The following is a 21,957-nucleotide window of genomic DNA, read 5'->3' as shown; positions in this document are numbered from 1 at the left end:
TCAAAAGATGCTTCGTCTTTTGACTCCTCCTTTTTTTCTTGCGCAGGCATAAACCAGATCAACACGAATCGGAAGGATGATATTCTGTGACCATTCAATACCAAGAACAGTTTCGCGTGTTTGCGATACAAACCGATAACAGCTCCTATCTGTTCGGCATCAACGACAGCGGCAACCTGCAGCATCTATACTGGGGAGAGTCCATCGCGATCGAAGACGCGGCGCCGCTGCTGGGGCCCAGATCGCACAGCTCGTTTGACGCGGAAGTCCATTCGGAGGTGGAGGAATACAGCTTCTGGGGCGGCGTCAAATACAGCGAGCCCAGCCTGAAGGTCCGCATGCCGGATGGCGTGCGCGACTTGGCGGTTCGTTATGCCGGGCACCGCACGCTGCAGACGGAAGGCAGGGAGACGCTGGTCATCGTCATGAAGGATGAAGCGTATCCGCTGGAAGTGGAGCTGTCCTACCGGGCGATTCCCGAGTCCGACCTGATCGAACGTTCGGCCCGGATCGTCAACCGCGGCGAGGCGGATATCGTGCTGGAAAATGTGCAATCCGCGGCATGGGTCATCCCCTATCTGGCGGATTACCGTCTCACACACGTGACGGGGAAATGGTCCGGCGAATTTCAGCTGCGCAGCACCTTTCTCACCGAAGGAAAGAAGGTGCTGGAATCCCGCAGGGGCTTTACGGACAGCCACGCTAACCCTTGGTTTGCGATGGATGACGGACATGCCACGGAGTCGGCGGGACAGGTATGGTTCGGCGCGCTGGCCTGGAGCGGGAACTGGAAGATCACGGCCGAGCGGACGGTGTTCGAGCATGTTCGGGTGACCGGAGGCATCAACGATTTCGACAGCGAGTGGGTGCTGGGAGCGGGAGAAGCCTTCGATACGCCAAGCTTCGTCGGGGGATACAGCAGCGGGGGCTTTGGCGGGATGAGCCGACAGCTGCATCGCTATCAATATTCGGATGTTCTGCCGGGCCGCGAAGCGAGACCTGTCCTGTATAACTCTTGGGAGGCAACATACTTCGATGTCAATGCCAAGGATCAAATGGCTTTGGCCGAAAGAGCCGCGCGTTTGGGTGTGGAATTGTTCGTTGTGGACGACGGGTGGTTCGGCGGGCGCAACCATGATCGCGCCGGGCTAGGCGATTGGTTCGTGAACCGGGAGAAGTTCCCGAACGGTCTGGGCGAGCTGATTAACCGGGTGCATGAACTGGGTATGGATTTCGGCATTTGGGTAGAGCCGGAGGCCGTTAATCCGGACAGCGACCTGTACCGGGAGCACCCGGATTGGGTGTACCATTTCGAGACGCGGGAGCGCTCGGAGCTTCGCAATCAGCTGCTGCTGAACATTTCGAAGCCGGAGGTTAAGGCTTACATTTTGCAGTTTATGACCGACCTGCTGGAGCAGCATGACATCAAGTTCATTAAATGGGACATGAACCGGACGGTGACCGAACCCGGCATGAAGGATCATCCGCTTCACCGTCAGAAGGAAATCTGGATTCGCCACGTTCAGAGCCTGTACGAGATTTGGGCGGAGCTGCGGCGCAAGTTCCCGCATGTGGCGTTTGAAACCTGCGCCGGCGGCGGAGCGCGCATCGATCTTGGCATCTTCCGGTATGCCGACCAATCCTGGCCGAGCGATAACACGGATGCCTTTGACCGCCTCAGCATTCAGGAGGGCTTCTCGTACACGTATGCTCCGCGGATGATGACCTGCTGGGTGACGGAGTCGCCGACAGGGATGAATCGCCGACAGGTCTCCCTCAAATACCGCTTCCACAGCGCCATGATGGGAACGCTTGGCATCGGCTCCAACCTGAATGAGTGGAGCGATGAGCTGATTGCGGAATCGGCCGAATATGTGGCGCAGTATAAATCCATTCGCCATCTGGTTCAGTTCGGCAGTCAGTATCGCTTGGACTCGATTCGGCATAAAGGCGTAACGGCTGTGCAGTACGGCAGCGAAGACGGCAGCGACAACGTGCTGTTTGCGTTCCTGCACAGCCAGAAGCTGGGCGAACCGCTGCCGCGACTGCGTCTGACCGGACTGCAAGCCGATCAGTCGTATGGCATCGAGGGGCTTGAAGGTACGTGGAGCGGCAGGGCACTCATGAACATCGGCGTTGAGCTGCCGCTGCGCGGGGATTTTGACAGCTTGGTGTATCGCATTCTGAAACAGGGATAAGATATCCTAAAATAGAAAGCGCCGCGTTGTCTAATAGACAATGCGGCGTTTTTTTGCCGTTGCCTTCCATGTTAACTTCAATGTTATGCATGATATTAGATCGCGAGAAAAAGCACCCGATACTTTCAGGTGCTTTTTGGTGCCACCGCTTCCGCGTGGCGGTTCTATCCAAACAAAAATAACAGCTTTGCGGCATGAATTACTCCAGGCTTTTGCTCAATTTGACAATCTGGTCCCAGCCTTCGTCGATGCTGATTTTACCGAACATGATCGACTGCGTGATGTTATCGTATTCCTTCGTGAAGTTGGCCCAGCCGCCCTTATTCCCGGGGCCGGGGTCAAACGCGGCCCCGTCCTTGGACACCTCGTTGATCAGGCCGAGGGAGCTTTTATCAACGTCCGTAAATTTGGGCTGGAGTGCATCGGCTACGGTTTTGTTGACCGGAATCCCCCGCGAAGTGCCCAAAATTTCTCCGGCTTCCTCGCTGTTGACAAACCAGTCGATGAACTCCTTCGCTTCTTCTTTATATTGGCTGTTGGGGCTGACGCTCCAGTACATGGAGGCTTTCAGCCAGCCGCCGGCCTGCGTTCCCCTCGGCTGGGTCGTTAACGCCATGACGCCGGGTTTTAAGGCATCCGTTCCGCCGAATTCCGCGGCATGCGCGCCCCGAAGCAGAATCTTTTCCTGGATGAGCAGGTCCATTTGCGCGTCCTGCGCTTTATCCGACACGGTCACGTCAGGGGGTGTTACGAGTTGGTCCTTGCGCAGCTCCACCCATTTGTTCATCCAATCCTTCCAGGTAGCCTCGTCATAATGGAATTTTCCGTCCTTGCTCATGGAGAAGCCCTTGCCCATGCTCAGCTGATACGACATGTAGAATGCGCCATCCGCGGTCAGGTCCCGCGTGAGGTATTGGTCCTTAGCCAGCTTCGGCTTCAGGTCGCGCGCCATGGCGAAAAATTCGTCCCATGTCTTCGGCGGCTGAACGCCGAGGCTGTCCATCATCGTCTTGTTGTAGACCATGCCCCAGGCGTTGTTGCCAAGCGGCATTGCGTACAGCTTGCCCTGGTAGGTGCCTGTCTCGAGCAGCACCTTATCGATATGGTCCGCCGGAATGGAGGAGAGATCGTCCAGCCGTCCGCTGGACGCCCAATCGTTGAACCAGGCAGCATCCATTTGGAAAATATCCGGCGTGTTTTTCCCCGCGGACTGGGTCGACAGCTTGTCTTGATACCCGTCGAACGACTGATACTCCGGTTCGAACGAGATACCCGGGTGCTTTTCAGAGTACAGATCAAGCGCTTTCAGAGTTGCGTCATGCCGGGCCTGAGAGCCCCACCACATGATTCGGAGCTTGATGGATTTGCCGTCTCCCGACACCGCAGATCCGGTTTCTTCTTTCTTGATCCCGCTGCAGGCGGAAAGAACCAGGGACAGTGACAGCACAGCCGCAGCGCCGGCGGCGAGACGGTGCCATGATTTTCTCATTGGAAATGAACCTCCCTTAAGTAACTGATCTTCTTCCTTTACCGTACCAAGTCCAGGGTCCTGCTCGTAGGGGACAAATCAACAAATCATTTCAGTATTTTACGATGATCGAATGAAGGGGGGCGAGATGCTCAGTCGCCAGGAGTAAACGGGACCATCCGTTTAGGCTTTGTGGAACTCGGTGGGACTGCGTCCGGTATGCTTTTTGAACAGGGTGGTAAAGTAGGGAACATTCCGATAACCGACCCGCTCGGCGATTTCGGCGATCAGCAGCTTTTTCTCGAGAACCATGCTCTTGGCTTTTTCCATTCGCACCCTGGTTAGATAATCGCCAAAGGTTTCACCTGTAAACTGGCGGAATAAGGTGCTGAGATAGTTTTTGGAGATATAGACCTGGTCGGCCACATCCTGAAGATGGATGTTCTCGGCGTAATGCTCATGAATGTATTGGATGATATAATCGACCGTTTCCTTATGCTTGAGGTTTTCATTCGGCGTGTAACGCGAACAGATTCGGTTCACTTTTTCCGCTACCCATGCCTTCCACTGCCGGGCATCTTCCAATTGCCCCAGTTCTTTGGTCAATTCGGTAAGAGATATCTCATCGTCGAGCCGGATGCCGGACTCGTACAGGGTAAAGGAGAGGATGGCGAACAGCTGCGTTCCGATGGCGGCAAGCTCGTCGGGCTGGAGCTGAGCCGCGCCGCCGTCCTTGCGGAAGAAGTCGTCCAGCGCCAGCAGCGCTCTGGGCTCGTCAAAGGTCCGCACGGCGTCGGTCATCTCCTGGAAAAATCGCACCGGCCGCACGTTCCGGGGTGCCGTATGCCGGAAGCCGCCTTCGTTATATACGTAGACACAGGGAAGGGCGACATCCGGTTCGCGACGCTCGGCGAGCGCTTGAAACGCTTCTTCGGTGGAGTCGGAGATGGCAAGCCAGTCGTCCTTGCGAAGACCGGCGCCGATGTGCAGCTTGACCTTGAGGAATCGATGCACGGACGAAATGATTCGCCCTGCCAGCGCCAGAACTTCCGAGCGGAACGCTTCCGTCGGCCAGGAGAGGGGCTTATACAGCAGCAGTGCCATATGGTGACTATGCAGCTCCAGGAAATAGCTGCGCAGCCCGTCCTGCCCGGCCAGCTCCTCCACCGTGTTGCCTACGGCGAAACGGAACAGGTGCCAATCCCGGACGGAGATGCCTTCCATGCGTCCCTGCCGCTTGATTTCCAAGGCCAGCATCATAAATTGAGCATTCTTCCACCCGAGCCGCTCCAGCATACGGGAGGGATCCGTCAACGGGGAGGAAGTCCCTCCGGTGAGGACAGATTTGACCCATTCCCTTTCCAGATACGGCTCATACTCCATGAGTTGGTTTTGAAGCTCCCGCTCCCTGTCTTCCAGCGCGCGGCGCTCCGCAAGCTCGCGGGTGACGCGCTGCAGCACCTCGCGGATCGTGGTCGGTGAGGCCGGCTTGGGCAAATAATCGTCGACCTGCAGCCGCAGCGCTTTACGAGCGTAGTCAAAATCCGAGTACCCGCTCAAAATGATGATTTTGCCGGTGTACTGCTGCTTACGGAGCTGTTCGATCATGTCGAGGCCGTTCATGACCGGCATATAAATATCCGTGATGACGATGTCGGGTTGGCTTGCTTCAATCAGCCTCAGTCCTTCTTCGCCATCCATGGCCTCCCCGGCGGGCCTTACTCCGAGCTGCTCCCAAGGGATCAGCCGGGACATGCCGCCGAGCACTTGCCGGTCGTCATCCACGATTGCGATGGTCCACATGTATTCTTCCCCCTTCGTGATTGCGCTGCTGATTCAGCTTGGGCCAATAGATCTCCGCTTCGGTGCCTGGCGCATCGGTACGGTTGCGAAGCGAAACGCCAAAGGGCGGGCCGAAAAAAACCTGAATGCGCTCGGTGACGTTGCGGATGCCGTATCCGCCCGTCGGATGGCGTTTTCGCGATTTCCAGTCTTTACGCAGCCCGATGCCGTCGTCCCGAATCCATATCCGGATGCCTCGGTCTTCTACCGCACAAGTCAGATGGATCCGGCCCTGGCGTTTGCCATGAAAACCATGCATAATGGCATTTTCCACAAAGGGCTGCAGGGTCAGCTTCGGAATCATCAGATGCTGTACTTCCTTCGGGCAATCGATGTGCCATTCCAATCCTTCGCCCCACTTGAACTGTTGGATTCTCAGATAGCAATCAACATGCAGAAGCTCTTCCTGAATCGGAATCATGGATTCGCCGCCCGACAGGCCGATGCGAAACATCTGCCCCATCAGCTCGAGCACGCGGCTGATCTTCTCCTGGCCGGCTTCAAGCGCCATCCAGTTCAGCTGATCCAGGGTGTTGTAGAGAAAATGAGGGTTAATCATCGCTTGAAGCGCCTTAATCTCCGCTTCGCGCTGCGCTTTATACTGCTGCTCCAGCGACTGATACAGCGTTTCGATCCGCTCGGTGAGCTTGCGGTAGCCGCTGAACAGGCTGCCGAATTCGTTGCGGTATTCCGTCGGCAGCGGCTGCCCGCGCTTCCCTGGATTGAACGCCTGCATCAGCTGAACCAGCCTCCGGATCGGGCGTGTGAAATTCCGGGAAAGGAACAACGTGAAGAATAGGGACAGCAGAATGGCGGCGGCTCCCACCACGGCCATTGTCCACGCCAGGCGGACACTCCCGCTGGTGATTTCCTTCCAGGGCGTAAGCTCCACCAGCATCCAGCTGCCCGGGGACGTCCGGGACCACACGGTAAGCATGTTCTTCTCCGGCAGTGAGCCGGCGGCGGCCAGCAGCTGATGCGCATGGCCGGTGTCCCCGCTGACCCGCTCCAGGATGGCATTGATTTCCCCGGGCGGCGGAGCAATCCGGGTGTGCATGATCATCCGGCCGCCGGAGTCGAGCAGCAGCCGGCTGGCCGAGGAGTTGTCTTCCGTCAGAATTTCCCGCAGAAATTTAACCCGGACATTGATGATCAGAATTCCCCGGTTCACACCGTCCAGCGTTGTGATTTTACGGACAAAGCTGATCACCTGCTGCTTTCCCTGCGGCGAACCGACCTCCCGCTGGCCGATCCAGAGAAAATCGGATTTGTCGACGGCCGGATACCAGCTCTCCCGGCTGGCCGAGGCGAGCGGGAGGTACTGAATGTTGGCGTTGGGATCGACCTGAAGCGGATCGCTCATATAAATCTGAAAGGAAAACATCGAGCGCGAGCTGTTCAGCATCGGCGCCAAATAATCCCGGTTCAGCTCGTCCCTGGCCGTCTTGCGTTCATAATAATCTCCTTTCATCGTTACATAGTTGACCAGAGGCGAGTTGATGGACACGGCGAGCGAGGTTTGCTCCACAGCGCTCATCTGGTCGGTAAGCTGTTTGTTGAGCTGCTGCAGCACCGCCTGTTGGTACTTGGAGGCGCTGTCCGCCTGCTCATCTGCTGAGAACCGATAGCTGACAATCATCATAATCGTGATGAGGATCGCGATAAAACCGGCAAAGCTGAAGAAAAAAACGTAATCGATGCGGAACGTGCGAAACGGATTCATGCGTTTTCCCCTTCCTTTGGAAGCCATGAGGACACAGCATTTCGCAATGCTGCCTCAATGCCCATGATGGCGGAAGCCGGATGATCGCGATTGTCCGGCTTAACCGTTACCTGAAGAAGAGCTGGAAATAACGCGGCACAGCTATCCGTTTACCGCTCTGAACCTTAACCTTTCAGCCCGGATGTGGCGATCCCTTCCACGAAATGCTTTTGCGCCAGAAAGAAAATGATCACCGGCGGCAGAACGGAGAGCAGGGATACGGCAAGCAGCTGCCCCCACGGAACGGCCGACTGGGAGTCGATGAACATCCTGAGCGCGAGCGGGACGGTATACTTGTCCACGGTGTTCAGATAAATCAGAGGCCCAAAGTATTCGTCCCAGCCCCAAATAAACGAGAAAATCGTAACCGTGATGAGTGCCGGCAGGGTCAGCGGCATGATGATGCGCAGATAAATGCCGAACCAGGTGCAGCCGTCGATTTTTGCCGACTCGTCAAGCTCCCGCGGAATGCCGCGGATGAACTGGACAATCAGGAAAATAAAGAACGCTCCGCCCATGGCCGACGGGACGATCAACGGCAGATACGTATTGATCCAGTCGAAGGAATGGAACATCGTATACTGCGGGATGAGCGTGACTTGTCCCGGAAGCATCAGGGTCATCAATAGGATGGAAAACCATAACCCCTTCAGCGGAAAGGACAGTCTCGCGAAGCCGAAAGCCACCAGGCTGGCTGAAATGACGTGTAAAATCGTGGTCGCCACGTTGAGCTTGAGGCTGTTCATAAAGAAGCGTGTAAAGGTATACTTGGGCAGCGCCATCCAGCCTTCCGTATAATTTTGCCACAACCATACTTTGGGGAACAGAGTGGGTAGACTGATTTCCGGCGTTGATTTGAAGGAGGCGCCGATCCACCAAAGCACGGGATAAAACATCACAAAACAGAATGCGATCATCAGCACGTGGACCAGCCAGTTTTGTTTTTTATGAGCACCTGTCATTTGCGGCCCTCCGTTTCGGTTTCGTAGAAGACCCAGTATTTGGATGCGATAAAATTAAGCGCCGTGGCGATGCCGATGATCACGAGCAGTATCCAGGCCAAGGCCGAGGCATAGCCCATCTGCAGTGATCCGAAGGCTTTGTTGTACAGGAACAGGGCAAACATCTCGGTTGAATTGACCGGTCCTCCATTCGTGACCACAAAAGCCGAAGTGAACATTTGGAATGCGTTGATGATGCCCATGATCAGATTAAACAGGATGACCGGGGATAACATGGGCAAGGTAATCCGGATGAACTTGCGGAGCGGTGAGGCCCCGTCCACGGAGGCCGCCTCATACAGCTCGCTTGGGATTTGTTTAAGACCGGCAAGGAAAATAATCATCGATGAACCGAACTGCCAGGCCGTCAGCAGCACCAGGGTGCCGAGGGCGGTGGAGGGGGTGCCGATCCAGTTTTTGGGGGCGATTCCGACCCATATCGCGAGCTGATTAATGAAGCCGTTCAGGCCGAAAATATTGCGCCATAGCACGGCCACCGCCAAGCTTCCGCCGATCAGGGAAGGCAGGTAAATGATCGTCCGGTAGAAGGATATGCCCCGGATGTTCCGGTTCAGCAGCAGGGCTACAACCAGCGCGACCAGCAGTTTCAGCGGCACGGAAGCGATCACGTACAGAAATGTCACCTTCAGCGAATTGAAGAAGAGCCGGTCTTGAGCGATATCCTGGTAGTTCTCGAGCCCGATCCAGCGGGCCGGCTCCAGCAGCGAATACTCGGTGAAGGATAGATAGAAGGACTGGATAATGGGCCACAGCTGTAAAATAAGAAAGCCCAGCAGCCAGGGGGCGATGAACAGGTAGCCGGCTATCGGCGCGTTCCAGCGCCCTTTGAGTGTTTTGGCAACCGCTTTCATGCCCTTGTACAGTCCGGCCTTGTCCGACGACTGTACCGTTTGTGCATTCATGATTAATCACCTCTCGCCTATTGATAGCTCCCATTGTATCCTGATGGAAATCGGGCCTGTAGGCGAAAGATGCACAAATTCTTTCATTATTGAATGATTAAGGAGCGAGTTCGGGAGAAAGTGCAGGGGCATGGTCCCTTCGAGGAAACGACGCCGGAAAAGAACAAGCAGCGACGTTACGAATAACGCGCTGCAGCTAAGAGGCAATAAGGGGCCTACCCCTTCCGGGTATCTCGGTATTCGGAAGGGGATTTTCCCATGATTTTTTTGAACAGCCGCGAGAAGTAGTAGGGGTCCTGGAAGCCGAGACGGTGGCTGATCTCCTTGACGCTCTGGCCGGTCAGGTCCAGATGCTGGCAGGCTCGCTGGATTTTGAGCCGCAGATAGTAATCGATGGGGGAGTAGCCCGTCGCTTCCTTGAACCGGAAGGTGAAGTGCGGGATGGACAGATTGGCGTAGGCCGCCAGCTCCTTCAGGCTCACATGGCCCTCCAGATGCTCGGTCATGAACCGAAGCGTCTGCTCCATGTCATGATTGTTATGCTGATCCAGCCCCCGCTGCGGTTGGAGCCGGGCGAGGCGGATGACGGCCGCCAAGTGGCCGGCGAGCTGCGAGACATGGATGATATGGTTCAGCGTATACCCTTTTTGCAGCAACTCGTAACTTTCCTGAAACAACTCCACGATGCTCCTTGACTGGTCGACCGGAACGATGGCGGGTTCGGCTGCGCCGGTAAAGCCCTCGAACAATAAACCTGCATGCGTCCCTTTCATGTGCCACCAGTAAATGCTCCAGGGATGAAACTCCGATGAAGCATATTCATGCGGCGTATCCGGCGGGATGACAACCGCCTGCCCCTTGAGCAGAGAATAGGTTTTGCCGCCGTTCAACCGGTACCAGCCTTCCCCCTCCACGCAGTAGATTAAGATGTACGCGCCACTGCCCTCCGGGCGTTCCCTGTAGTGATGAAGCGCACGCGGAAAGTATCCGATGTCGGTTATGTGCAGCGGTTCAACAAGCGGATGGTGGGCAGCCTCCTTCATAATATGATCCGGGAGGACAATGATTTTCTGGGACTCGAATCCGTCTGGTTTTCGTATGGTATCCATAGCTTTACTATGAATCGGGACGGCAGCCTTGTCAACCTGATGGAGGGCAAGATAATCAGAATATAATCCATCATGAACATGATATCGTCAATGGCTCTGCGTGCAGACGTGCTTATAAAATAGAGACATGAAGCAGCCAATGCTGATATCAATGGAGGGATGACGAATCATGACAAAACAGCTGCAAGTGAGCGTTCGGGAAGAGACCGTGGAGATTCCCACGTATGAAGTGGGGAAGCCGGACCTGAACCCGATGTTTTTGGAGAAACGGGTATATCAGGGGAGCTCGGGGCGTGTCTATCCGCTGCCGGTCATCGATAAAATTTACGATGAGAAAGTAGTGAAGCCCTACCGGATCATTTTCCTTGAAAATGAGTACGTGCAGATTCAGATCATGCCGCAGATTGGCGGCCGCATCTACCGGGCTATCGATAAAACCAACAACTATGATTTTGTATACCACAATCAAGTGATCAAGCCGGCTTTGGTGGGCCTTGCGGGTCCATGGATATCCGGAGGGATCGAGTTCAACTGGCCGCAGCATCACCGGCCGAACACCTTTGGCGAGGTGGAGTGGAGCTTAACGGATCACCCGGATGGCAGCAAGACGGTATGGGTCGGCGAGATCGACCGGATGTACGGCACGAAGGTGTCTACCGGCTTCACGCTGTATCCGGGCAAGGCGTATCTTGAAATTCAGGCGCAAATGTACAATCGGACTTCGGAGCCGCAGACCTTTCTGTGGTGGGCGAATCCGGCCGTAGCGGTCAACGATCATACCCAGTCCGTATTTCCGCCGGACGTTCATGCGGTGTTCGACCATGGGAAGCGGGACGTGTCCAAATTTCCGATCGCAACCGGCACGTATTATAAGAAGGACTATTCGGCGGGCGTCGATATTTCCATGTACCGCAACATTCCCGTTCCGACCTCCTATATGGCCTATCATTCGGATTACGATTTCGTCGGCGGATACGACCATGGCTTGAAAGCGGGAATTCTGCATGTCGCCAATAAACATATATCTCCCGGCAAAAAACAGTGGACGTGGGGGCACGGCGAATTCGGCCAAGCCTGGGATCGCAACCTGACCGACGAAGACGGTCCGTACATTGAGCTCATGACCGGCGTGTATACCGATAACCAGCCCGATTTCACCTGGCTGGCGCCGTATGAGGAGAAAAGCTTCAAACAGTACTTCATGCCCTATAAAGACATCGGGCTGGTGAAGAACGCGTCCATTGACGCCGCCGTAAATCTCGAAGTTCACGACCATAAGGCCGTTGTCCATGTCTATGCCACCTCGGTTAGGGAAGGGGCTCGCATCCTGGTGACCGGAGCGGGACGCACCTATTTGGAACGGAAAGTCAAGCTGTCGCCGGCCGACACCTTCCAGGCCGAGATCGAACTTGATCCCGGCGTCAGGGAAGAAGATGTGCGGGTGGCGGTATTCGCTGCGGACGGCAAAGAGCTGGTCGCTTACCAGCCCAAGCCGCGTACCTTGGAGCGAACGCCGGACCCGGCTACGGCAATTGGCAAGCCGGAGGAGCTGAAGAATACCGAAGCGCTGTTCTTGGCAGGGCAGCATCTGGAGCAGTATCGGCACGCAACCTATGAACCGGAAGCCTATTATGTGGAAGGTCTAAGGCGCGATGCGGGAGACGCAAGGCTGAACAATGCCTATGGTTTGCTCCTGCTGCGCAGAGGGTGCTTTACGCAGAGTGAGGTTTATTTTAGAAAAGCCATTGAAACCTTGACCCGCCATAACGCCCGGCCCTATGACAGCGAACCGTTCTATCATTTGGGCAAAGCCTTGAAGTGGCAGGGACGTTTGGATGAAGCGTACGCTTATCTGTACAAATCGGTCTGGTCGGGGGCTTGGCAAGGGGCCGGCTATCTCGCTATAGCCCAGATTGCCTGCGAGAAGCAGGAATATGAGGAGGCGTTCGAGCTGATCGAACGGTCCCTGGCTGCCCAGTACCGTAATTATAAAGCGCGGCATCTGAAGAGCATCATTTTAAGGAGGCAGGGGCGCTTGGCGGATGCCGCGTTATGGCTTGAGGAAACGCTGAAGCTGGATCCTATGGATGCGGGCGCGATGAACGAGCTGGCAGCCGTATATCAAGAATTGAAGCAAGAGGGCAAGAGCCGGCATGCTTACGAATCACTTGTCCAGCTCCTGCGCGATCATCCGCATAATTATATCGCCGTTGCTCAGGACTATGCGGATGCAGGCCAATATGGCGACGCTTTGGATGTGCTGCAGCGCCTCGAACGCCTTACGGCACCTGCTGTCTATCCGATGGTTTATTACTACCAAGGCAGTGCACTCATGAAGATGAACCGGGCGGAAGAGGCATCCGCTTGCTACCGATTGGCCTCGGAAGCCGATCCGTCGTACTGTTTCCCGAATTCCCTGCATGACTACGTGACGTTAAAGCTGGCGCTCAGCATACAGCCGCAGGATGCGAAGGCGATGTACTACTTAGGGAATCTGCTGTACGACAAGAAGCGTTACGATGAAGCCATAAGCAGTTGGGAAGCTTCCGTCGCTCTGGATGGCAGCTTCGCTACGCCGCATCGGAATCTGGCGCTCGCTTACTATAACAAGAGGCAGGACCGCGATAAAGCATTGGCATCCCTGCAAACCGCCTTCTCGCTGAATCCGGCGGACGCCAGGGTCTTCTACGAGCTGGACCAGCTGTATAAAAAGCTCGGTCATGCTCCGGCCGATCGCTTGAAAGGGATGGAGGAGCACATGGAGCTGGTCGAGCAGCGTGACGATTTATATCTGGAATATTTGACGCTGCACAATACGCTGAATCGTTATGAGGAGGCATTGGCATTGATTCTGAAACGCAACTTTCACCCATGGGAAGGCGGCGAGGGCAAGGTTCCGGCCCAGTATGTGTTGGCCCGGGTGGAGCTGGCGAAGCAGCTGCTTCAGGAGCGTCGCTGCGAGGATGCCGTAGAGCAGCTGTTTGCTGCCAAACAATATCCGCTCAACATCAATGAAGGGAAGCTCACGGGAGCGCAGGAGAACAACATTGACTATTACCTGGGCTGCGCATACGAGGGGCTTGGCCGGTCCGAAGAGGCGGAGGCGTACTTCATGAAAGCCTCGGAGGGGCTGGATGAGCCGGCCAGCGCGATGTATTACAACGATCAGCCGCCGCACATGATTTTTTATCAAGGGGCCGCGCTGCGGAGACTGGGCCGAGAGAATGAAGCCCGCAGCCGGTTTAACAAGCTGATCGATTACGGGGAGAAGCATATATTCGAGCCTCAGAGCATCGATTACTTTGCCGTATCGCTGCCGGACTTCCTGGTGTTTGATGAAGATCTGGACCGAAGAAACGAAATTCATTGCCGCTACATGATGGGGCTTGGGCATCTTGGTCTCGGTGACCGGCAGTCCGCGGAGAAGCTGTTTCGCGAGGTGCTGCAGCTGGAGTCTCACCATCAAGGAGCTGCGTTGCATTTGTCGCTTTGCAAGACGTTGATTTAGAGATTGCAACTTCATTCTCAAGGACCGTTATGAACGGTCCTTGAGCATTTGTGTATTCCGGGCAATGCCTTGACTTATAACGGAGGAGGATGACGAAGATGATCTGGAGCAAAGGGATGCTGGATGGATATGAGGTTTGGAAAGGGCGCACGGAGGTGATGGAGATGGCCGTGGTGCCTGAACTCGGAAGCAGGGTCATCTCGCTTCGCAATCGAAAGACTGGCCGGGAATGGCTGGTGCAGCCTGCTGGAGCTCTGGAAACGAACGGGTATGCAAGCTCCTTTGGACAGCGGGACGGCAGCGGATGGGACGAAATGTTTCCATCGATCAATGTCTGCCGGTATCCCGCGTACCCATGGGAAGGAACGGAGCTTCCGGATCATGGCGAGGTTTGGTCCATTCCATGGAAGGCGCACACCGAGGAAGAACAGCTGCACTGCAGCGTGCAGGGAATCCGAATACCTTATCAGCTGCGCAAAACCTACTCCTTCCCCCGTGAAGAAACCCTACGGATCGATTATGCCGTTCATAATCCGTGTCCGTTCCCGTTCTGTTTCCTGTGGGCCGCGCATCCGTTGTTTCAGATCGATGAAGGCGCAGAGATTATCGTTCCCAACGAGTTGAGGGAGATCATCGTATCGTACTCGGCGAACGGTCGATTGGGAGAATTCGGCGATATTCGGAAATGGCCGCAGCCATGGGATGAAAAGCCCCATATCCGCTTGAATCGAACCGAGAGCAGGCTAGAAGCATCGGCGGAGAAGTTTTATTTTGCTGGCGAGCTGCCGGATGGGCAAGCTTCCATTTACGATCCGGTTGCGAGGGAAGGACTCCGCATGATGTTTCCTAAGGAGCAGGTGCCTTATCTAGCGATTTGGGCGAACTATGGCGGCTATCAGGGACAGTACCATCTTGCGCTGGAGCCTGCGACGGGGCTGCTCGATGATCTCTCGTATGCCATGCATCGTCAGGCAGCGGCCGAAGTGCCGGCCGGCGGCACGTATACGTGGCACCTTGAGATTAGCTGGATCGACGGACAGAAGAACGAAAGAAGTGAAGTGAGGTCTTCTTGATCGACAGTGGACCGACAAACGCTTATACATAAGCCAATTCACGAATGCGCTGGTTGGGATTGTCCGTAAATAACCCGCCGTGGTAACAGATCACGTTGCGGATGTCATAGTGGGTGAGCTTCTGCAAGGAGAGCCGGGCTAACGCCAAATCGACAGTGGCTGCCGGATCCGGCCCGATCAGTTGTCCCTCCCTGACGTTCAGCGCATCCGCGGCAATCAGGGTTTTGCTCGGTATATGATATAAGCTGGTGTGGCCGGGGGTATGGCCCGGCGTCTGGATCGCGATGATACCGCCGCCAAACGGCAGCTCTTCGCCGTCGCGCAACATGCGGTTCACGGGTGCCGTGGGCGGGTTCTCCAGCGTGTGTTTAAACGCGTTCCTCCAATCCAGCGGCACGTTATCCGGCAGCGAAGCCAGCGCTTGCGCGATAGCCTCAGGCGACAATTTGACAAGCCTTGTATCGCCTTCGATATAAGGCTTTTCGATTTCGCTGGCGTACACTTCCGGGGCTTGTTTGCAGTGCTGGATGATAGCTGGCAAACTGCCGATATGATCCAAATCCTGGTGTGTTATAATAATTTTGCTTACATCCTGAACGGAAAAGCCGCAGTCCGATATCTGCTCCTGAATCAGCGGGAACTGGCCGGGATAGCCGGAATCGATAAGCACCAAATTCTGATGATCCCAGAGGAATGTCGGGTGGATCGTTTCGATGCGTCCCATCATGGCCGCGGAAATTTCCAGCATGGCAATGCCTTGATCGATTAGTAGCATGTTTACATACCTCCACTATATAGGAATGTCTTCTCCCAAATTCAATCTCCAGAGAAGAACGAGCAGAAGTAGATTATCAAATCAATGAGCCTAGCTGATCACAAGGCTAGATATCATCTTTCTATTGAGGAATATGTAATTGCTGGTATAATCCTTGAAAAGAGAAACGAAATGGCGCAGCAGATTGAAGAAGGAGAGGGAGCAGCAATGAGCAAGATGATTGAACTGGATGACGTAACCTGGAGAAGGGAGCAAAAGACCGTTCTTACAGGCGTGGATTGGACCGTGCAGCAAGGGGAGCATTGGGCGGTGCTCGGACTGAACGGCTCCGGGAAGACCACCATTTTGAATATGATTAATGGTTACATCTGGCCGACCAGCGGTACGGTTTCGGTGCTCGGGCATCGTTTTGGCAGGGTGGATTTAAGAGAATTGCGTAAATCGATAGGCTGGGTCAGCTCCTCGCTGCAGGAAAGAATCCGGCCGAGCGAATCCACGCTGGATGTCGTGATTAGCGGCAAACACGCCTCGATCGGCCTATATCAGAAGGTGGATGAAGCTGACCGGGAACAGGCCGAGCAGCTGATGAAGGATTTTAATTGTATTCATCTGCTGGGTCGTACATATGAAACTTGTTCGCAAGGGGAGAAGCAGAAGCTGCTGATCGCTAGGGCCCTTATGGCTTCTCCAAGGCTGTTGATACTGGACGAGGCCTGTAACGGACTGGATTTTCTGTCGAGGGAAGCGCTGCTGTCCAGCATTACGGCTCTGGCTTCAAAACCCGATGCGCCGACCTTGCTGTTCGTTACCCACCATATCGAAGAAATCCTGCCGATCTTCTCACACTCCTTGCTCATCCGCCGGGGCAGTGTCTTCGGGAAGGGGCGTTCCCGTGACATGCTGACCAGCGGCAATTTGACCTCGTTCTTTGAGACGCCGGTCGAGGTGAGCTGGCAGAATGATCGGGCCTGGATGTCCATTCCGGACTTGAAATCATAGCTTTTCGTCGAAACAATATTCATGGCCTGGGAGAGTGTATGGATGTGCTAAGTCAAACCATAGCGAATCAACGGCTCTACAATCAGCGCATAACAGGGATGAAGCATGTGAGCCCGGTAGAAGTTGTAAGAGAATTAGGCGCTGTTCAGGCACAGGATTACCACCAAGCGGTATGGGGAATCGGTCTACGTACGCAGTCCGCCAAACTATCCTATGTGGAGCAGGCCCTGAACGATCGCAAAATCGTGCTGACTTGGCCGATGCGTGGAACGATTTTCTTCGTGCCTGCCGAGGATACCAAGTGGATGTTGAAGCTGACGGAATCGCGTTTTCTTACGAATGATAAGAAGAAGCAGGCCGAACTTGAGCTTGACGGAAGTACGCTCCATCGGTGCAGGACGCTAATCAGCGATGCGTTGAGCGGCTGTACGCCCGTATCCCGTCCCAGACTAATGGAGCTGCTCGAGGATGCGGGGATCAGCACCAAGAATGGACGCGGCTACTACATTCTCGGATATTTGGGACGGACCGGCATGATCTGTTTCGGCCCGCATGAAGGCAAACAGCAAAGCTTCGTGCTGCTCGATGAGTGGGTCCCGAATTTAAGGGAGCTGACGCTAGAAGAATCGCTGGCAGAGCTTGCGCTCCGCTATTTTACAGGACACGGGCCCGCAACGGTTCAGGATTTTGCATGGTGGGTCGGATTGACGCTGACGGACGCTAAACGAGGCTTTGAGGCAGTCAAATCAGATCTTCGTTTAGATTTTGTCAACGGCACGGAATACTGGAGCTCTGTTACTGGGTCGGCCGGGTCCGCTGATACGGATTCGGCGGTTCTGCTTCCGGGTTTTGATGAATATTACTTGGGGTACAAGGATCGCAGCGCAATTATCGAGTCAGAGCATGATGCCCAAATCGCTCCCTTTCGCAACGGGATTTTCCAACCCATCATGGTCGCTGGAGGAGAAGTGGTCGGTATCTGGAAGCGGGAGATCAAGCGCAGCGGCATCGAAATCACGTTAAGCCCGTTCTCGCCGTTGGGCCATCGAGAAGAGGCGTTTCGGGAGGCGGCTAAGCATTACAGTGATTTCATGGGCCTGCCGATTACACGAATAGAATCATGAACGAGAAGGAGGAATAATGCATGGAATCCATTATGAAGCTGGAATCCTTGATTTCTGAAGTAACGGAAATTGTAACGGCAATCGACGAGGTGGAATTCAATCTGAAGCTTACGCCTGATAAATGGTCCAAAAAGGAGATCTTGGGCCATCTATGCGATTCGGCGGTCAATAACCATATCCGGTTTGTAAAAATATTGGTGTCGGACTACCCTATTGCGATTCAAGGTTACGCGCAGAACGATTGGGTCCAGGTGAACGATTATCAGAATCGATATAATCAAGCGGATGTTCTGGCACTGTGGCAGCAGGTTAACCGGATGATTCTGCGGGTCATGCAAAGAGCCGATTCATCCGACTTCCAGAAGAAATGCGTGCTGCCCGATAAAACGGAGGTCACGCTGGAGTGGTTGTTTAACGATTATGTCGATCACCTGCTCCATCATTTGGAGCAAATCGAGCTTTAATGCCTGTAGTATAAATAGGTGCATGACATGAAACGGAAGGTGTTCCTCGATGTTCAAAGTACTGAATCTCGCCCTCCGATTTATATTGGAATTGATTTTGTTGTTTTCGATAGGTTACTGGGGCTTCCATTTTGGTTCCGGACTCGTGGTACAGGTAGCTCTCGGGATTGGACTGCCGCTGCTGGCAGCCGTCATCTGGGGCATGACCATATCGCCGAAGGCAAAAGTCAAGCTGCCGCTTGCCGTCGTGCTGCTTATTGAATTTCTCATATTTGCGACCGCCGTTGCTTGCCTGATCGACTCTGGTTTTATAACCTTTGCCATCGTGTTCGCTATCGTGGCTGTGGCCAACCGCTTCTTCGTGATCAAGTGGAGGATGCAGCCTTAGCATATTGAAGTGCGCATTATACAATTACATAACACATTTATAAGCGCATGTGAAAGGCCGCCTCTCATCTGGTTGACAGATGGAGGCGGTCTTTTAGTATTGGGTCCAGGTTCAGGTTAAAAGACGAATTAAAGTCACGTCCTTTAGTCGTGCAGGATGATATGATGGGTGAAAGAAAAGCCTTTGTCCGGCTGCTGGATATCCTTAGTCATGTAGCGAATGGAAAAGCCAGCGAGATCATCTAAAATGCTGAAGGTAAAGGAGAATGAACTTATGACTATGAAAATCGGTATGATTGGTTTGGATACATCCCATGTTTCCATTTTTTCGAAAATGCTCCATGACAAGTCGCATCCATATCACGTTCCAGGTGCACGGGTGACGGCAGCTTTTCCCGGAGGGTCGCCGGACTTTGAGCTGAGCATAAGCCGGGTGGAGGGGTATACGAAGGAACTCGCGGCATGGGGAACGGAGATATTGGAGAGGCCGGAAGACGTGGCCAAACAGGTCGATGCCGTCATGCTGGAAGCGGTGGATGGAAGGTCGCATCTGTCTTTATTTCGCGCGATTGCTCCTTATTGCAAACAGGTTTTTATTGATAAGCCGTTTGCGGTGAGCAGTAAGGATGCAAGGGAAATTGCCGAATTAGCAGAGCAGTATCAGGTAACCGTTATGAGTTGCTCATCTCTCCGGTATGCGCAAGGATTACAGGATGAATTGGCTCGCGGCGGAGTGGATGATATCATCGGCGTGGATTGCGCTGGACCGCTGCCCCTTCAACCTACGCAGCCGGGATTTTTCTGGTACGGCATTCATGCGGCTGAAATGCTGTACCGCGTTCTCGGGCCCGGTTGCGTAAGCGTCCATGTAGCCGCAACGGAGCGGCATGAAGTGTTAACGGCGGTTTGGAAAGACGGGAGAATCGGAACGATACGGGGCAATCGGGCAGGCAACGACCGCTTCGGGTTGACCGTTCATCGCGCGGAGGCCAGCAGCTTCGTGGACATCATGAAGCACCCCAAGCCCTATTACGCCAGTCTGCTGGATCAGATTATGAAGATGTTCACGACGGGCGTTTCCGATGTTCCCTTGTCCGAAACGCTGGAGATCGTTCGTTTTCTGGAGGCGGCGAATGTTTCCCGCGAAACGGGAGAAAACGTGAGACTGGATGATAGCGATCGAACGTGAATGATAGCAGAACAAACACGGGATATACTGACTAGCGATATACTGAGGAAAGGATACATCATATTTCCATATCGGCCGCGTTGATTGTATGATAGACAGATCAAGTACGTTCGGCCGTTTTTTGTAAGCCGGGAGAGGTGGTTATGTGACGTACCACATACGAGTGAGACCGACAGCCTTGGTTCTGAGGGATGAGTCTGTGTTATTAGTCGAGTATGTAGATGAGAACGGATTGCATTATAATTTGCCAGGGGGCGGGGCCGAGCCGGGGGAGTCGATCGTGGAGGGAGCCTTGAGGGAATTGCGTGAGGAAACCACGCTGGAGGCGCAGGTGGGGCCTGTCGCATTCGTGTACGAGTATGCTCCGCATAAACAGTCCAGAGATAACATATCGGGCATCCATACGTTATACATCGTGTTCGAATGTTATCCGCTTTCCTTTCCGAAGCTTCCGGCTGCGCCAGATCCGAATCAAACCAATGTGAAATGGATACCGCTCGAGCAGCTGGACGACATTATTTTGTATCCGAATATTAAGAAACACATCAGACAGTATGCTATGGATCGCAGAAATATTGAAATGATCGAGGATTTTGTCTTGGACAAATATTCGTGAATTGCTGGGGAGATCTGTAATGAAAGCCCATATGCGATTAACGGCCCGCATTCTCCTTCTCGGATATACGTTGCTGTTGTCTTACTGGATGCTCTGGGGCTTCGGAAGGACAACGCAACCGGAATATAGTTACAACCTGGTGCCATTCTTGACGATGGCCAGTTATTTTCCCATTCGCGGAATGGATTCCTTGATCAATATTATTGGAAACATCGCTGTGTTTGTACCCTTTGGAGTGCTGATTCCGCTTGCATTTCAGGCTCGATTCCGTAAAATGCTGGGTTTCTTTTTGACCGGGTTATTCTTGCTCGAAATGATACAGTTGATCTCAAGGCGGGGCAGTCTGGATGTGGATGATTTTATGTTGAACTCGATTGGCGTTACCCTTGGTTATGGCTTGCTTGGAGTCGTCAGGAAATGGAGGAGCGGCTAGCTGCATAATCCGGCCAACGGCACAATAGTGTATAACAAACAGAATGGAATGGCTTCACTACAACGTAGGAGGTCATTCCTTTCTTTTGTATCGCGAATGTTGTTGCGTGTAAAAGTTATTTACTCCTTCGTTTGATGAAAACGGCATGGGGAAAAGTGGAAAAACTATTGTTCGATCAAGTACCGAAGCATACAATGATATCAGGGATTTGGAAAATGTTGTGTGGAAAGAGGCGTTCTATGAACCATAAAGCGATGGGTATGATCTTTATCTGCATATCGGTGTTCTTGTATGGTGTGCGGTATCTGGCAGCTGCCATATTCGGATCCAACCTGACGTCATGGAGCAAAGAGATGTTTGAATCGATGTTGACCTATGTAGGCAAAGGCCCGTTGGTATTAAGCTGGATCAGCCTGATTGTCGGCATCTTGTGTTTCTTAGGTCCGAGTATCGGCAGATGGCATTCGGAAGATTTGAATAAGATCAAGAAGAACTGGAAGGAATTCGATCCGCCTCATAACAAATGAAGTGTCGGCAGGAAGTCTTTTTTTTGAGTATGGAGTGAATTTAAGGGGGAGTCGAGATGACCGATAACCAAGTGGCCGGCTTTTGGATCAGGCTAGGAGCCAACATTCTGGATGGACTTATTGTGTCGCTTCCGCTAACGATCATAGCTGGACTTATCACGGGGAATTATGAGAACGAGCCGATCAGTAACTTGATATTCGGTTTATACGGTATCCTGGTACCGGTGTATTGGAATGGGTATACGATCGGTAAGCGCATGTGCGGCATTCGTATTCGCAAATTCGATTTTCTTGAGCCGCCGGGCCTCGGGACGATGCTGCTTCGCAACCTCGTGGCGGGAATCGTGTATGCGTTAACCCTTGGAATTGGAATTATTGTGAGCATCTTTATGGTTGCGCTGCGCGAGGATAAGCGTTCCCTGCACGATTTTATCGCCGGTACGGAAGTTGTCTATGACTAGGGAATGAAGGGGTTAACCTAATCAGGATTACCTAGCGGAGCAGCCATTCATGGCGTTACCATGACGGGAGTTGATTAGATATCGAGTTTAAGATAAAA

Annotated in this window: 19 protein-coding genes; 12 read left to right on the top strand and 7 right to left on the bottom strand. The window is 53.7% G+C overall.

The window, feature by feature from the left end; all coding sequences use genetic code 11:
* Positions 1–86 precede the first annotated feature (86 nt).
* Positions 87–2,198, top strand: a complete 2,112-nt coding sequence (locus M1D70_RS21460; RefSeq protein WP_456287887.1) for an alpha-galactosidase — start codon at positions 87–89, stop codon at positions 2,196–2,198.
* Positions 2,199–2,397: 199 nt separating this feature from the next.
* Here the strand turns inward: M1D70_RS21460 and M1D70_RS21455 are convergent, their stop codons facing one another.
* The 6 genes from M1D70_RS21455 to M1D70_RS21430 form a co-directional block, all read right to left on the bottom strand.
* Positions 2,398–3,687, bottom strand: a complete 1,290-nt coding sequence (locus M1D70_RS21455) for an ABC transporter substrate-binding protein (RefSeq protein ID WP_456287886.1) — start codon at positions 3,685–3,687, stop codon at positions 2,398–2,400.
* A 162-nt stretch (positions 3,688–3,849) separates the two neighbouring features.
* On the bottom strand, positions 3,850–5,469 hold the full coding sequence (locus M1D70_RS21450; RefSeq protein ID WP_456287885.1) for a response regulator transcription factor: 1,620 nt from the start codon (positions 5,467–5,469) through the stop codon (positions 3,850–3,852).
* Entirely contained in the window at positions 5,444–7,231 is a 1,788-nt protein-coding gene (locus tag M1D70_RS21445; RefSeq protein ID WP_456287884.1) for a cache domain-containing sensor histidine kinase, read from the bottom strand. The genes M1D70_RS21450 and M1D70_RS21445 overlap by 26 nt, the downstream gene beginning before the upstream one ends.
* A 164-nt stretch (positions 7,232–7,395) precedes the next feature.
* Positions 7,396–8,232, bottom strand: coding sequence for a carbohydrate ABC transporter permease (locus M1D70_RS21440; protein ID WP_009589859.1), 837 nt, complete (start codon positions 8,230–8,232; stop codon positions 7,396–7,398).
* A complete protein-coding gene (locus M1D70_RS21435; RefSeq protein ID WP_009589829.1) occupies positions 8,229–9,194 on the bottom strand; it encodes a carbohydrate ABC transporter permease in 966 nt (321 codons plus the stop codon). The genes M1D70_RS21440 and M1D70_RS21435 overlap by 4 nt, the downstream gene beginning before the upstream one ends.
* A 215-nt stretch (positions 9,195–9,409) precedes the next feature.
* Positions 9,410–10,303 (bottom strand): helix-turn-helix domain-containing protein, encoded by an 894-nt coding sequence (locus M1D70_RS21430; RefSeq protein ID WP_456287883.1) that lies wholly within the window; start codon positions 10,301–10,303, stop codon positions 9,410–9,412.
* Positions 10,304–10,472: 169 nt separating this feature from the next.
* Between M1D70_RS21430 and M1D70_RS21425 the strand changes: the two genes are divergently transcribed.
* Both M1D70_RS21425 and M1D70_RS21420 read left to right on the top strand, forming a co-directional pair.
* Positions 10,473–13,811: a DUF5107 domain-containing protein gene (locus M1D70_RS21425; protein WP_456287882.1), complete on the top strand. Its 3,339-nt coding sequence runs from the start codon at positions 10,473–10,475 to the stop codon at positions 13,809–13,811.
* A 98-nt stretch (positions 13,812–13,909) separates the two neighbouring features.
* Complete coding sequence (locus M1D70_RS21420; RefSeq protein WP_456287881.1) at positions 13,910–14,884, top strand: hypothetical protein; 975 nt, start codon at positions 13,910–13,912, stop codon at positions 14,882–14,884.
* Between the two features lie 22 nt (positions 14,885–14,906).
* On the opposite strand, the gene M1D70_RS21415 is transcribed toward M1D70_RS21420, so the two are convergent.
* On the bottom strand, positions 14,907–15,659 hold the full coding sequence (locus tag M1D70_RS21415) for an MBL fold metallo-hydrolase (protein ID WP_456287880.1): 753 nt from the start codon (positions 15,657–15,659) through the stop codon (positions 14,907–14,909).
* 207 nt (positions 15,660–15,866) lie between these two features.
* Here M1D70_RS21415 and M1D70_RS21410 point away from each other — a divergent pair, with 207 nt between their 5' ends.
* The 9 genes from M1D70_RS21410 to M1D70_RS21370 all read left to right on the top strand — a co-directional run bounded on the left by M1D70_RS21410 (position 15,867) and on the right by M1D70_RS21370 (position 21,859).
* Positions 15,867–16,658: an ABC transporter ATP-binding protein gene (locus M1D70_RS21410; protein WP_456287879.1), complete on the top strand. Its 792-nt coding sequence runs from the start codon at positions 15,867–15,869 to the stop codon at positions 16,656–16,658.
* A gap of 38 nt (positions 16,659–16,696) precedes the next feature.
* Positions 16,697–17,782: a winged helix DNA-binding domain-containing protein gene (locus M1D70_RS21405; RefSeq protein ID WP_456287878.1), complete on the top strand. Its 1,086-nt coding sequence runs from the start codon at positions 16,697–16,699 to the stop codon at positions 17,780–17,782.
* A 20-nt stretch (positions 17,783–17,802) separates the two neighbouring features.
* A complete protein-coding gene (locus M1D70_RS21400) occupies positions 17,803–18,246 on the top strand; it encodes a DinB family protein (RefSeq protein WP_456287877.1) in 444 nt (147 codons plus the stop codon).
* A gap of 49 nt (positions 18,247–18,295) precedes the next feature.
* Positions 18,296–18,634, top strand: a complete 339-nt coding sequence (locus M1D70_RS21395; protein ID WP_456287876.1) for a YrdB family protein — start codon at positions 18,296–18,298, stop codon at positions 18,632–18,634.
* Between the two features lie 273 nt (positions 18,635–18,907).
* A complete protein-coding gene (locus tag M1D70_RS21390) occupies positions 18,908–19,822 on the top strand; it encodes a Gfo/Idh/MocA family protein (RefSeq protein WP_456287875.1) in 915 nt (304 codons plus the stop codon).
* A 145-nt stretch (positions 19,823–19,967) separates the two neighbouring features.
* Complete coding sequence (locus tag M1D70_RS21385) at positions 19,968–20,438, top strand: NUDIX domain-containing protein (RefSeq protein WP_456287874.1); 471 nt, start codon at positions 19,968–19,970, stop codon at positions 20,436–20,438.
* Positions 20,439–20,457: 19 nt separating this feature from the next.
* Positions 20,458–20,871, top strand: a complete 414-nt coding sequence (locus M1D70_RS21380; protein WP_456287873.1) for a VanZ family protein — start codon at positions 20,458–20,460, stop codon at positions 20,869–20,871.
* 239 nt (positions 20,872–21,110) lie between these two features.
* Positions 21,111–21,398, top strand: a complete 288-nt coding sequence (locus tag M1D70_RS21375) for a hypothetical protein (RefSeq protein WP_456287872.1) — start codon at positions 21,111–21,113, stop codon at positions 21,396–21,398.
* A 56-nt stretch (positions 21,399–21,454) separates the two neighbouring features.
* Complete coding sequence (locus M1D70_RS21370) at positions 21,455–21,859, top strand: RDD family protein (RefSeq protein WP_009589894.1); 405 nt, start codon at positions 21,455–21,457, stop codon at positions 21,857–21,859.
* The last annotated feature ends 98 nt before the right edge of the window (positions 21,860–21,957 follow it).

It is taken from the genome of Paenibacillus sp. AK002 (assembly GCF_053903045.1).
This window is presented reverse-complemented; position numbering and strand designations above follow the sequence as displayed.